A 12,832-nucleotide genomic window follows, 5' to 3' on the forward strand; every position below is an offset into this window, starting at 1 on the left:
CAAGTTATAACCCTGGGCCAAATCAAAACCTCACTCTTGCAAAGCTGCAACTTGTTCCCCTCGTTCAACTCCCTCACCCAAAATCTCAACTCCTAACTTCTTAATCCACTCGACAGTCTGATAAATAATCTGCTGTACAGCCTACCTTATTAATCACCGTAATACATAATTTAACAACTGTTGGCTTTAATCGCTTAACGCTCTCCAAATTCAACTCCTAACTCTTTTAAACTGTGCTAGGTTACCACTCCCCTCGTTAAAAGCATTTAATATTTAATATTGAATATTGAATATTGAATATTTAACAGTTAAAACCAAGAGTCAAAATCACATAATCAAAAAGCTAAAAGATCAATCTTTGCAAGACATTATATTTTTTGAAAATATAATCAACTTATTTTTTTAACGATTGACTTAGACTTAACCTCAACCTTAAGCTTAAGCTATTTTGTAATAACGTGTATTTTTTAATCAATTAACAACCACAATATTAAGTAAGAACAATTAATAGGAGGAGTATATATATGTCCAGAATTGCAATTGAAGGTGACCTAACAAATATCAAAGAAGAATTACAGGCAACTGACCATGAAATAGTAAACTTGAATCAAGAAAATCTGCAAAATGCCGATGCAATCATCTTAACTGGAGCAGATAATAACACAATGAATATCACGGATACTGAAACCAATGCTCAAATCATCAATGCTCAAGGCATGTCCCCGGAACAAGTCAGAGAGCAACTAGAAAACAGATTAATTTAATTTAAGCTAAGCAGGGCAATCTTAAAGATTGGCCTGCTTGGCTTTTTGCAAAAATTACTTTTAAATTATCGCCCTACTATATTATTTTACTACGTTAATCTAATTCTCTACATATTATTAATAGTGGATACGGTTTTTGTGGTTTTCACAACAATAATTATAAATTTTACATCTAGATCAATTGATTATATTATTCAGAGTTGATATAATTACATACAAGCAGATCCAATCCTAAAGGAGTTGAATCAAATGAAACCTTCATCTGATAAATCACTAATTTCTGAAAGTAAGCAAATGTCAGGTTATACACCTGCTATTAAAAAAGCTAAGCAACGATTGGCCCGTACTCCAATTCAAGAAATTACTTCTAGAACTGGAATTAAATTCATAGAAGATGATAATCAATTCCTTCTTCCAGTACTAAATCAAAACTATTATATCGAATACCCGACTGGCAAAATAACCAGTCCTACAGCAGATGAAATAAAACCAGGTCTTCAAATTGTAATTCTACATTTCCTATTACGGGCCAACAATTGGCCATTAAAGAATAAGTTAATAGCTTATCGAGAATTGCCTTGGGGAAATGCTTATAGTGCTGCTTTTCAGCGTGAGGCAATCGATCCGATCAGTGATAATTTCTGTTCCCACCCTGAAAAGTTAACATCTGCTGCTAAAAAATTAAATGCAACATTTCTAACTAAAGGAGACTTGAGTTTTAAAGTTCAATTTTTCCCTAACATCCCACTGACCTATATACTATGGGAAGCTGATCAAGAACTGCCAGGAAGAGCCAACGTCCTATTTGACTCTTCAGTAATTACCAAATTACATACAGAAGATCTAGCCTTTTTAGGCGAATACACAACCCATTTATTGCTCAAATTTAGTAATTAAGAACAAAATAACCTTCAACCATCAGCTAAAGCTAAGTCAAGATTAAGTAACTCATTCAAAAACTTTAAAAAACATAATTTCCTTAATAAAAAAATAATTATAATACCTATTACTTAAAAATATTACATAACGGTATTAGCTGTTATGTAATTGGAGGAGGAATAAATTTGAAACTTACTAAAGATGATTTAAAAAGAAATTTTGCAGAAGAAAATTATATCTGTGGCGATGAGATCACTATTCCTGTCTATTTAGCTCTACAAATAGAAAAACCAATCTTAATTACTGGTGAACCTGGAGTAGGAAAAACAGAGATTGCTAAAGTTTTAAGTAATGCCTTTGATACAGAATTAATCAGACTGCAGTGCTATGAAGGGTTAGATGAAAATAAAGCTTTATATGAATGGAATTATCAAAAACAACTACTCGATATCCAAGTTAATAAGACTGAACAACAAGATAATAACTCACAAGGGGATATTTTCTCAACAGAATATCTACTGGAAAGACCATTACTGAAAGCTATTAAGAGTGAAAAGCGACCTGTCTTATTAATTGATGAAATTGATAAAACCGATCAAGAGTTCGAAGCTTTCTTATTTGAGTTATTATCAGACTTTCAGGTCTCTATTCCTGAATTAGGGACAATTAAAGCTAAACAACGACCAATAGTAGTCTTGACCAGTAATGCTGATCGTGAATTATCCGATGGCTTAAAAAGACGCTGTATCTTCTTATATATTGACCTCCCCTCTATAGAAAAAGAGATCGAAATCATTCAAACTAAGGTTCCAGGCATTGGAGAAGATTTATCTCAGGATATAGCTACAGCTGTTAGCTATTTACGGGCCAACCTTGATTTCAAGAAACAACTGTCTATCTCTGAAACTTTAGACTGGGCTCAAGCCCTAATGAGTTTAGATGCTGATCGACTAAGCCCAGAGCTGATTCAAAGGACACAAGCATTATTATTCAAGACTAAACATGATCTGGATCTCTTTAAGAAGGTAGGGGCTAAGGAGTTAACTCAAAAGCTGAGAGCATAATTTAAGTTCAATAAAGCTGCACGTTAAAGAAAGTTAATAGTCGAAAGGAGGTAAAATATTGAGCGCCCAACAAAATGTAGAACAAAAGGTTCAAGAGATGACTAGTCAACTAAGCGTTAACCATATAGAACATAATCTAATTAAATTCATTCAAATTTTAAGAAATTTAGGAATTAGAGTCAGTCTAGCTGAATCAATTGAGGCTTTAGAATCATTACAATTAATAGATATTATCAATAAAGACGAATTTAAGGTTACTTTACGCTCTCTATTAGTCAAAAACCATCATGAAAAAGAGATCTTCGATCACGCTTTTGAATCATTTTTTATTCCGCAAGAGAGCAAACAACAGAAGCAGACCCAACATCAAAAAAAGATTGAACAACAAAAAGCCACAAAACAAGAAATCGCAGAAGAATTAAGATTTAAAAAAGACAGTGTTCGAGAAGATAAAGAAACAGAAGAAATAGAATTAGAACTGACTGATAAACAAAAAGAGATCTATAGCCAATTAGAACCAGAAATCAAAGAAAAGATCAAGAATTATATCGATAGTAGCTTCCCTGGTCACCTACGCCATTCTTCTCATACCAAACCTGCTTTAGAAAGATTAATCGGTGGTAGCTTAAGTTATTGGCAAAGAAGATTAAAAGAAGATGATGAGCATAAAACTGAGCCTTCTATTCAACATGAAGTAACTGGTGATCTAGAGATGGATCGAGTAATTGAGGATGTCATCTCTAACCTTAAAAATGACGATAATAACTTAATCACTAAGGATCTCAAGTCAATTCCTAAAGAAGACTTGCCACAAGTAACAATGTTGATTAAAGATTTATCCTATAGACTAGCTACTAAAATTTCTCGTAGATTCCGTCAAAATAAGAAAATAGGCAAAATAGATCTAAGAAAGACAATCAGAAGTAATATTAAATATGGTGGAATATTATTAGACCTTAAATATAAAGAGAAGAAGATTCAAAAACCAAAATTCTTATTAATCTGTGATACTTCAGACTCTATGGCGCGTTATGCTACTTTTATTTTGCAATTTATTTATGGTATTTCCAGTGTAGTTAAAGATATTGAAAGCTTTAGTTTTTCAGAAGATTTGGAACGAATTACCAATTACTTCACTGAAGCAGGATCTTTTGAAGTTACGATAAAAGAAATCATCAGTAATAGCCAGCAATGGGGAGCATCAACCGATCTCAATACAGCCTTAGAGACTTTTAAAAGAGATTATATGGATTTAATAACGCCTCAGACGAATTTAATCATTATGAGTGATACAAAGACGATTAAACTCTATGATGCTGCTTCTACTTTAAAAGAGATTAAAAGTAAAGCTAAAGATTTAATCTGGCTCAATACCCTTCCTAAGTCGGAATGGGAAGATCTAAAATCAGTACAGGTCTTTAAAGAGCTAAGTACAATGATCGAATGTTATACTGTCAAACATTTAAAAGAGTTTGCTCAAATGAAATTTTTCTAAAATCATAAATTATTTATCAAATAAAGGAGTGTGTTAAATAATGACTCAAAAGAAAAGATTTAAGACTGAAATTAAGCAGAACAACTACATTGTTGCCCTAAAACAAGCAAAAGAAAAGCTAGCTACCCTCGAACCTGAAGGAATAGTTGAGCGCAGTGGAGCAGACTATAACCAAGCTGAAGAGAAATTTAAGTTAGTAATGGCTGGTGAAGATTATCTAATCAGTTATCCAGAAGGGAAAGTAAGCTTTGCAGCTAAAGAAAGAGAAGTACAATTACCAATTAAAGTATTGATCTTACATTATCTTAATCAAGCTAGTGGTGCTTCGCTTGAAGATAGATTGATCTCTTATCGTGAAGTACCTAAAGGAGGCGAGTTTTATTATAACAGCTTTAAAAAGAGAGCAATCGATCCTTTAGTTCGATTATTTGGTAACGATGCCGATAAATTAATTCCCGCTGGCAAATACTTAGGTGGAGAACCAACTGATCTCGGTGCTGTCAGTACTACCATTCCTGTCTTTCCTAAGATTCCAGTTACTTATGTAGTTTGGGAAGGAGATGATGAGTTACCACCATCAGGCAATGTTCTCTTCGATGCTTCAGTAATCTCTTATCTTCCTACAGAAGACTTAGCTTTTGTAGCCAGTGTACCCGTTTGGGCTTTCAAAGGAATTATTAAGAACCTTTAACTAAGGCTGAGTCCAAGTTTAAGGTTAAGGATAAGTAAAACCAATAAAAAGAAAGATAAAAAACCCTAATCTAATTTAACATCTTAGAATAGGGTTTTTTTATTATTTGATTTTTAGTTTTAGCTTAAACTCGGACTTAACCTTAAACTAAAATTGCCACTTGGCAATTTTATTCTGATTCATTCTTTTTAAGCAACTGATCTGCTTCATTGATCACTTCAACAAAATTTTCCCATTCCTCTGGTCTAAAAGCACAACTAGCTGATACATCTTCAGAAGCTATAAAGATCCCAATTTCTCCATGTTCTTTATGAACACCAACAGTTAACTTCTCACCTATTTTTCTCTCTTCAATAATTTTCATTATTAATCCCTCCTATTTCATTAATTTTCTAATTAATTTACGTCCAATCACCTTATTTTTAGCTCGCTTAGCTACCCTTTTCGGATCACCACTCGATAACGTCTCAACATCATTGGCAACTCTAGCTAACTTATAAAGGAAGCTAACAAATTTTTTCACTCATTTCCCCTCCCGTATATTTTTCATATTAACAATTAATGTCTAGTATAACTTTTCAAATTAAAAAATTACAATCAAAATTTTAAAATCAATCTGTAAAATTCTCTGCCCTTATCGTAGTCGCATAATTCTTCCAATAAAATCAAAACCTTACAATCTAAAATTCAATCATGAAGGCATGAAGGATATCTCACAGTAACATCTAGCTTTTTACCAAGTTATTATTTTTAATTTGTGTTAATTGGTGGTCCCTTATTCCTGCTCACTACCCCTTCGGGTTCTGCGAACCCTTCGTGATGAAAAAATCCGCTCTTAGATTTTTTGTTGCTATTTATTACTTGAATTTTAACTGTACATTGTACATTGTAAATTGTAAATTTGTTTTAACTATTCATTATTCATTATTCACTATTCAATGCTCTTTCTCTCCGGGTTCTGCGAACCCTTCGTGATGAAAAAATCCACTCTTAGATTTTTTTATTACTCTTTATAACTTGGGTTTTAACTGTAAATTGTACATTGTACATTTGTTTCTTACTACCCCTTCGGGTTCTGCGAACCCTTCGTGATGAAAAAATCCACTCTTAGATTTTTTTATTACTCTCTATAACTTGGGTTTTAACTGTAAATTGTACATTGTACATTTGTTTCTTACTACCCCTCCGGGTTCTGCGAACCCTTCGTGATGAAAAAATCCGCTCTTAGATTTTTTCTATCTACTAACACCCCTAATTAATTCACATTCAGCTTTAACTTGATTCCGCCCCTCTTTTTTGGCTAGATAGAGAGCCTCATCAGCCACTTTAATAAGTTGCTCTAATCCATTATTACTCTCCGGTTTAGCTATGGCTACTCCTGCACTGATCGTTACATAATCAGAAACCTGAGAATCTTGATGGGGCAGTTTCAAACTCTCTACCCCTGTTCTAATCCTTTCAGCAACCTTAATTGCTCCACTCAACCCTGTCTCTGGTAAGAGCACAACAAACTCTTCCCCTCCATAGCGGGCTACTAAATCAGCAGGACGGAGTACAAATTCTTCAAATTTCTTTGCTATCTTCTGCAAACATTTATCACCTGCTTGATGTCCGTAATTGTCATTATATTCTTTAAAGTAGTCAAGATCTATCATAATCAAAGCCAATGAAGCCGCCTTACGTCTCGCTCTCTTCCATTCCCTCTTCAATGTTTGATTAAGCAATCTTCTATTAGCAAAACCGGTTAGCTCATCCTTAGAAGCCAGCACTTTTAATTTCTTGTTGACCTTTTCTAATTTTTTATTAAGTTCTGCTAATAACTGAGTCTTTTCTTCAAGTTCTCTTTCCCGCTCTTTACGCTTCTTGATCTCTTTACTAAGCCTAAGTATTGAATTAACTCTCACCAACAGTTCCACCTTTTGAATCGGCTTAGTTATAAATCTTTTGCACGTAAAACCTGACGGGCTTGCCCTCAGGATGTAAGTGCTATTTCAAAAATAATTCGATATTATTTTTGAAATATGATATACTAATAATAAGTTAAGGTAAATCTAACAACTGAATATATAGGGTTGTAGCAAGAATTAAGCGATAACCAAGCTCCTTTGCTACATAAAATATTCAAGGTATCAGAATTCCTTAATCGTCAGTACCGTAGGGCGTACGGGATTCTAAGCCTCTGGAGAAACTGTAAGACCTACCAAATCTAATAATTGATATTAGGTTGACATAGGCTCGTTTCTAGGAATGAGGAATCCACGTTGGGCTTGCCCCGTGGAGCGTCAAATAATCAATAGCACCAGCAGAAAAGGCCCGTTCTAGAGAGCTAACATCGGTCTTAGAGGTAACCATAATTACAGGAATACTCTTCAAATTCGGCTCCTGTTTTAATTTCTGGCAGACTTCGATACCATTCATTTCTGGCATCACAATATCAAGTAATATCAGATCTATTCTATTACCTTTTTTTTCTTGCAATTTCAAGGTTGCAAATGTCTCTTGAGCCGAACTGGCAAAATATAATTTCTGATAGCCTTCCTCTTTAAATATCTGGGCCAACAATAGCCGAAGGCTCTGCGAATCATCAACAATCAAAATTCCCATTCAGTTTCCTCCCCTTTATAGCTTAGCCAAAGCTTTACCATCTAAATAATCAAATTTCTTCCCTTGCCAACTATCCCTTCTCTCCATCTCCTCTAAAATAAAGTTATTGATCTGATCATAGTTATAATCCCAATTTATAAACAACGTACCTTCCCTAGGAGCCTTCCCGATCAATCTTTGCACCGCTATCTTGGGATCTAAATATTCCAGAAATTCAATCACCCGATCGATATATTCAGCCAATGATATCATCTCTAGCTGCCCTTGCTGATACTGTTGAGCCAACTGAGTATCCTCTCTAATATAGAGTGCATGTAACTTTACATTCTCTACCTTCAATGCTGATACTATCTTAGCTGCCTCTCTAGCATCAAACTTATCATCACCAGGTAAGTTCAGTATGATATGGACTCCTATTTCGGCATTATATTGATGGGCAGTCAGTACTGCATCGATAAATTCAGCAAGTGTATGACCCCGATTGATCGCTTCTAATGTATGATAATTGGTTGATTGTAAACCTAACTCAAAGGTAAGCGTAGGTTCAGAAGTTGATTCTTCGATCAACTTCATAATCTGGGCTATATAGTCTTGGCTGATACAATCCGGTCTAGTAGCTAAAGCAATCTCCACAATCTCATCTATCCCTAACACCTGTTCAATATTGTTCAATAGTTGGTCTAAAGGCAGATATGTATTGGTGAAATTCTGAAAGTAAGCAATAAACTTCTCAGCCCGATATTTCTCAGCAATCCGTTCTTTTTTATGTAAGACTTCATCCATACTTACTTCTTGATCCTCGGAAAAACTAGCCCCTCCTTCACCACAGTATATACAACCACCCTCGGCTATATTCCCATCACGATTAGGACAGGTAAGTGCTAAATTAATTGGAATCTTATAGGTTCTTGTTCCATATTTATGCTTCAAATAATCAGAATAACGATAATATTTTTTCATTTTTTCAACCCCCGCGGTAAAACACATTTAATATTCAATACTTAATATTGAATAATTGAAACCAAAAAAACAACTAAAATTCATTTGATATTTAATGGTTCAACCCCCAAAAGGTCTAATCAATTATAAAACCATCAAAAACATACTGTATATAGTAGATAACCATTCTAGAGTATACTATATGTAGTACAGGAAAATATCTTGATGCTTTTTATGATCAAATCATTTAATGCTTTTTAATTATTAAATATTCAATATTCATTATTCAATGCTCTTTAGCCTCTTTTTTTTATAACTAGTGCTTCTGGTGGCTTGCTAGCTTGATTAATAAAGTGATAATGTAGTACATTATATTCTTTGTAATTTAAGCCTTGAGCATACTCTAACAGAGCCTCTGCTTCTTCTTTTCCAGCTTGATGACCGGTATAGATCACAATTACCATTACTCCACCTTCAACTAATCTCTCTAACCCAGCTTTGACTGCTTGTAAAGTAGTCTCTACTGTTGTAGTAACCTCCTTATCTGCTCCTGGTAAGTAACCCAGATTAAATAAAATTCCATCAATCTCCGCACTAATATATTGACCTAACTTCTGATGACCAACCTGAATTAAGGTTACTCGCTCTAACAATTCAGACTCTGCTAGTTTATCTTTAGTAGTTTCAATCGCCTGGCTTTGGATATCAAAACCCCAGACCTGCCCTTCAGCTCCTACTAATTCTGCTAAAAATTCAGTATCATTGCCATTACCAACAGTAGCATCTATTACGTTGGCCCCTGCTTGTAACTGCTCTGTTAAAATTGAATGAGAAAATTCAACCGCTTGCTTTAAATCTTGCTTCAACTTCAGTCTCCTCCTTATTAATATAAAGCTTAACTTCAATCATATCCTTTTGTTAAAAATAGCTCTTCTGCTAAAAATACATTATGCATATTAGGAAATATAATTAAAAGCTTCTCCATCTCAATACCTTCTTTTGGTTGTTATTTCATTTACTGCCTCTAAGAAAAGCTCTACTTCCTGAACTGTATTAAAATAACTAAAACTAATCCTTACTGCACCCTGATCATAACTATCAAGACTCTGATGGGCCAACGGTGCACAATGCAGACCGGTTCTAACTGCAATCTCATACTCCTTATCCAGCAAATCACCGATTGCTGCTGACTCAAGCCCCTCAATTTTAAAAGCAACTATCCCTACTCTTCGTTGACTGATCTTAGAGTCCAAAATCCGAAGACCAGCAATCTCTTCTAAACCAGAAGTTGTTCGCTTCAGTAACTCTTGTTTATGCTCCCTTATATTTTCTAAAGAAATATCATTAATAAACTCAATCCCCGCTCCTAAACCAGCAATTGCTGGAGTATTCAAGGTTCCACTCTCATATTTATCAGGCACTAAATCAGGATTCAATTTCTGTTTAGAATTTCCTCCACTACCTCCTTCTAGCAAAGGAAGCAGTTCAAACTCCGCATTAATATAGGCTCCACCTACACCTGGCGGGCCAAAGAATCCCTTATGGCCTGTAAAGATCACAAAATCAGCCTTTAATTCCTCAACATTTACCTCCAAAGTTCCAGCACTCTGAGCAGCATCTACTAAGAAAGCTATCCCCTTTTGTTGGGCCAACTCTCCCAAATCCTTGACAGGTAAGATATTCCCTGTCAGATTGGAAGCATGAGTAACAGCTAGCAACTTTGTCTCCTCTCTAATCGCCCTTTCTACTTGGCTCAAAAAATCCACCTTAGCTACTTCGGTATCTACTATGGTTAACTCAATTCCTAGTTCCTGCTGCAATCTATTTAGAGGTCGATAGATAGCATTATGCTCTAAACTGCTTATAATGATGTGATCTCCTGCTTCAAGTAAGCCTTTAAGGATTAAATTACTGGCTTCAGTAGCATTCTTGGTAAAAATAATCTCGTCACTATTTTTGACATTAAAAAATTCTGCTACTCTCTGTCGACTCTCAAAGATCTTTCGGCTTGCTGCTAAAGCAATTCGATTACTTCCCCGACTGGGATTACCAGCATTATTCTTTAAGGTATCCATTACAGCATCATAGACGATATCTGGCTTTTTAAATGTTGTGGCTGCATTATCTAAATAAATCATTCTTAATTCCTCCTCTCCTCTTATGATACCATAATTAGAAGCTTTTTAAAATCAACCTGCTTGCAATATTCTTCAGTTCCTATAGGCAATAATTTTCGCTCATAAGTAAATATGCTTTTTATGAGACCAAGAACTTATCCTAAACCTATAACATATAGTATAAAAAAGCTTAAGAAAGGAATGAGCAATATGAGTGATGATTATATAATCAACCCCCGTTCCCCGAAAGAACTTATTGAGTTAAAGGATTATGGGCCAGCTCCCTTTGTGATTAATATTAAAGCAGCTACTAGACAAAATGATTATTACCGCATTGCTTTATGGACAGGAGAATATTTGCAACTTACCTTAATGAGCATCAAGGCTGGTGATGACATAGGTTTAGAAGTTCATCCTGACCATGACCAATTCATCCGCATTGAAAGAGGGCAAGGAATTATTAAGATGGGAGATAGAAAAGATCAGTTAGATTTTCAAGAAAAAGTCTATACTGACTATGCAATATTTATCCCTGCTGGCAAATGGCACAATCTGATCAATACAGGTCGTAGACCACTTAAATTGTACTCTATTTATGCTCCACCTGAGCATCCACGTGGTACAGTTGATGAAACTAAAGAAGATGCTGAAAAGTAGCACAGAAAATAAAAATACGAGCAACCTCCCTGCACCGTCCTTCTGCCACAGGCTAAACCCTGTGGCTTAGATTTTTGACCTTATTATATTCAATTCCTCCTCTTATGATATCATACTTGGAAGCTTTTTAAAATCTAACATGAAAAAATAGCTTAAAGAAGCATCAGCCCCCTTAAGCTCAGCAATCAAGCAAACTCTAAAACCACCCAACAACTAATTTAACTTCTTTAGTTTGTCCAGTTGTTAATTGTTCTTGGTTGGTCTGTAACTAGTAAAACAATCAATGTTTTATTATTAATTATTATCCATAATTTTCATATAGGTTGATATTAGGTATGTCAGTCAATTTATTTTTCACAAAAATCGAGGAAGAACCAATTTAATTATTTCTATTTCAATAGTATTTAAGCTATTTTGTCTAACTTAATTTTTAAATATTAACTCATCTGTTCAATATTTAAACCACTAACTCCTCCAACACCATAAACCCTTGATTCTTAGCAATTTGATAAAGTGGTAAAATTGTCTCCTCTAAAGAAGAAACAAAAAAATCTTTAGTCACATCTTTAGACAAAACCATATTTTGATTCAAACTCAAATAATCCTCCATCTGCTTTTTTGAAAAGCCATACTCCATAGCCATCTTAAAACCTTTATACTGTACTTCGCAAAATTCTTCTAAAAATTGATCAAGCTTAGGTAACCTATCACTCTTCTTACTATTAACTCGCTTAAAAGTAGGCACCAGATTCCAAAGTTCATCATGAAGTACAAAACTCCAAGGAATGAAATGATCTATACTTAAACTTATTTCAGAATTTATTTCTTGACCAGTATAAATATCATTAAACGAAACTTTTTCCAATATATCATTCCAATATTTCTTAGCTTTTCTTAAATTTCTTTTCTGTGCTGCAGCTAATTTAAATGGAATAGCGGGAACATTAGGATTTCTCTTCTGTAATAAATAAATCAACTTATATTTTAACCATCCTTCAATAATCACCTGGTTATTATAAATATAATCAAACCAGTTTTTATTAACAATTATCTTATCTTCTTCTATTCTATAAATTCCTCTATCATCTTTCAAAGAAAGCTTAGCTATCAACTTATTCTTCTTATAATCTTTAACCCCTTTTAATTCTGGATAAAAAGGAGATAATAAACGATAAGGTACAAATTTTGATATATGTTTAATTCCTTGCTTAATTATTTCATCATCGACCTGAGATTTCAAAAAATATAATAAATCAGTCTCTTTAATATTTTTGTTCAAATCATAATAATTATAAATATCCAGCACTAGTTTACCTAATTTATCTTGTGAACCAAAATTCAATCTATATTCAACGATAGAATACCAACTCTTTACTATCATTCTTAAAACAAGTTGTTTAAAATGAACTTCTTCCTTTCCCTCTTTTATCTCTTCAAAAAGAGCAGTAAACCAATATAACTTATAACTATTCGTCATCCTCTTTAATTGAAGCATATTCTCAAATGCTTGAATATTCAAATCTAATTGCTTTGGAAGTTTTAACAATTCAGCATCTCCTTTTTGATTAACATAATATCTTTATTATGCTATAGCTTAATTGATTAAATTTTGAAAATAGACT

General features: G+C 34.0%; 14 protein-coding genes. 6 read left to right on the forward strand and 8 right to left on the reverse strand.

Features of this window, described 5'->3' with window-relative positions; all coding sequences use genetic code 11:
• The first annotated feature begins 524 nt into the window (after positions 1–524).
• The 5 genes from MWH25_RS03375 to MWH25_RS03395 all read left to right on the forward strand — a co-directional run bounded on the left by MWH25_RS03375 (position 525) and on the right by MWH25_RS03395 (position 4,893).
• Positions 525–764, forward strand: a complete 240-nt coding sequence (locus MWH25_RS03375; RefSeq protein ID WP_248625795.1) for a YkuS family protein — start codon at positions 525–527, stop codon at positions 762–764.
• 249 nt (positions 765–1,013) lie between these two features.
• Positions 1,014–1,661 carry a DUF3786 domain-containing protein gene (locus MWH25_RS03380; protein ID WP_248625797.1) on the forward strand — a complete coding sequence of 216 codons (648 nt, stop codon included), beginning with the start codon at positions 1,014–1,016 and terminating at the stop codon, positions 1,659–1,661.
• Between the two features lie 167 nt (positions 1,662–1,828).
• Positions 1,829–2,707, forward strand: a complete 879-nt coding sequence (locus tag MWH25_RS03385; protein WP_248625800.1) for an AAA family ATPase — start codon at positions 1,829–1,831, stop codon at positions 2,705–2,707.
• A 58-nt stretch (positions 2,708–2,765) separates the two neighbouring features.
• On the forward strand, positions 2,766–4,202 hold the full coding sequence (locus MWH25_RS03390) for a VWA domain-containing protein (protein ID WP_248625802.1): 1,437 nt from the start codon (positions 2,766–2,768) through the stop codon (positions 4,200–4,202).
• Positions 4,203–4,242: 40 nt separating this feature from the next.
• Positions 4,243–4,893 (forward strand): DUF3786 domain-containing protein, encoded by a 651-nt coding sequence (locus MWH25_RS03395; RefSeq protein WP_248625804.1) that lies wholly within the window; start codon positions 4,243–4,245, stop codon positions 4,891–4,893.
• A gap of 169 nt (positions 4,894–5,062) precedes the next feature.
• Here the strand turns inward: MWH25_RS03395 and MWH25_RS03400 are convergent, their stop codons facing one another.
• The 7 genes from MWH25_RS03400 to MWH25_RS03430 form a co-directional block, all read right to left on the reverse strand.
• Positions 5,063–5,257 carry a hypothetical protein gene (locus MWH25_RS03400; RefSeq protein WP_248625806.1) on the reverse strand — a complete coding sequence of 65 codons (195 nt, stop codon included), beginning with the start codon at positions 5,255–5,257 and terminating at the stop codon, positions 5,063–5,065.
• A gap of 12 nt (positions 5,258–5,269) precedes the next feature.
• The gene (locus MWH25_RS03405; protein WP_248625808.1) at positions 5,270–5,416 is read right to left on the reverse strand and encodes a hypothetical protein; all 147 of its coding nucleotides are present in this window, start codon (positions 5,414–5,416) and stop codon (positions 5,270–5,272) included.
• A gap of 712 nt (positions 5,417–6,128) precedes the next feature.
• A complete protein-coding gene (locus MWH25_RS03410) occupies positions 6,129–6,797 on the reverse strand; it encodes a diguanylate cyclase (protein ID WP_248625810.1) in 669 nt (222 codons plus the stop codon).
• A 337-nt stretch (positions 6,798–7,134) separates the two neighbouring features.
• Complete coding sequence (locus tag MWH25_RS03415) at positions 7,135–7,497, reverse strand: response regulator (protein WP_248625812.1); 363 nt, start codon at positions 7,495–7,497, stop codon at positions 7,135–7,137.
• Between the two features lie 15 nt (positions 7,498–7,512).
• Positions 7,513–8,457 (reverse strand): tRNA modification radical SAM protein MnmL/YtqA, encoded by a 945-nt coding sequence (gene mnmL / locus MWH25_RS03420; protein WP_248625814.1) that lies wholly within the window; start codon positions 8,455–8,457, stop codon positions 7,513–7,515.
• 275 nt (positions 8,458–8,732) lie between these two features.
• Complete coding sequence (mnmM, locus tag MWH25_RS03425) at positions 8,733–9,302, reverse strand: tRNA 5-(aminomethyl)-2-thiouridylate-methyltransferase MnmM (protein WP_248625816.1); 570 nt, start codon at positions 9,300–9,302, stop codon at positions 8,733–8,735.
• Positions 9,303–9,422: 120 nt separating this feature from the next.
• The gene (locus MWH25_RS03430; RefSeq protein ID WP_248625818.1) at positions 9,423–10,574 is read right to left on the reverse strand and encodes an aminotransferase class V-fold PLP-dependent enzyme; all 1,152 of its coding nucleotides are present in this window, start codon (positions 10,572–10,574) and stop codon (positions 9,423–9,425) included.
• A 180-nt stretch (positions 10,575–10,754) separates the two neighbouring features.
• Here MWH25_RS03430 and MWH25_RS03435 point away from each other — a divergent pair, with 180 nt between their 5' ends.
• Entirely contained in the window at positions 10,755–11,210 is a 456-nt protein-coding gene (locus MWH25_RS03435; protein WP_428832791.1) for a cupin domain-containing protein, read from the forward strand.
• A 457-nt stretch (positions 11,211–11,667) separates the two neighbouring features.
• Here the strand turns inward: MWH25_RS03435 and MWH25_RS03440 are convergent, their stop codons facing one another.
• On the reverse strand, positions 11,668–12,756 hold the full coding sequence (locus MWH25_RS03440) for an HNH endonuclease domain-containing protein (protein ID WP_248625822.1): 1,089 nt from the start codon (positions 12,754–12,756) through the stop codon (positions 11,668–11,670).
• Positions 12,757–12,832: the final 76 nt, after the last annotated feature.

It is taken from the genome of Natroniella acetigena (genome assembly GCF_023227745.1).
GTDB classification, from domain to species: Bacteria; Bacillota; Halanaerobiia; order Halobacteroidales; family Halobacteroidaceae; genus Natroniella; species Natroniella acetigena.

Excerpts from the sequence above, each read along its gene's own strand:
- MWH25_RS03375 (WP_248625795.1), top strand. The coding sequence starts at position 525 with ATGTCCAGAATTGCAATTGAAGGTGACCTAACAAATATCAAAGAAGAA.
- MWH25_RS03380 (WP_248625797.1), top strand. The coding sequence starts at position 1,014 with ATGAAACCTTCATCTGATAAATCACTAATTTCTGAAAGTAAGCAAATG.
- MWH25_RS03395 (WP_248625804.1), top strand. The coding sequence starts at position 4,243 with ATGACTCAAAAGAAAAGATTTAAGACTGAAATTAAGCAGAACAACTAC.
- MWH25_RS03400 (WP_248625806.1), bottom strand. The coding sequence starts at position 5,257 with ATGAAAATTATTGAAGAGAGAAAAATAGGTGAGAAGTTAACTGTTGGT.
- MWH25_RS03415 (WP_248625812.1), bottom strand. The coding sequence starts at position 7,497 with ATGGGAATTTTGATTGTTGATGATTCGCAGAGCCTTCGGCTATTGTTG.
- mnmL (WP_248625814.1), bottom strand. The coding sequence starts at position 8,457 with ATGAAAAAATATTATCGTTATTCTGATTATTTGAAGCATAAATATGGA.
- MWH25_RS03430 (WP_248625818.1), bottom strand. The coding sequence starts at position 10,574 with ATGATTTATTTAGATAATGCAGCCACAACATTTAAAAAGCCAGATATC.
- MWH25_RS03435 (WP_428832791.1), top strand. The coding sequence starts at position 10,755 with ATGAGCAATATGAGTGATGATTATATAATCAACCCCCGTTCCCCGAAA.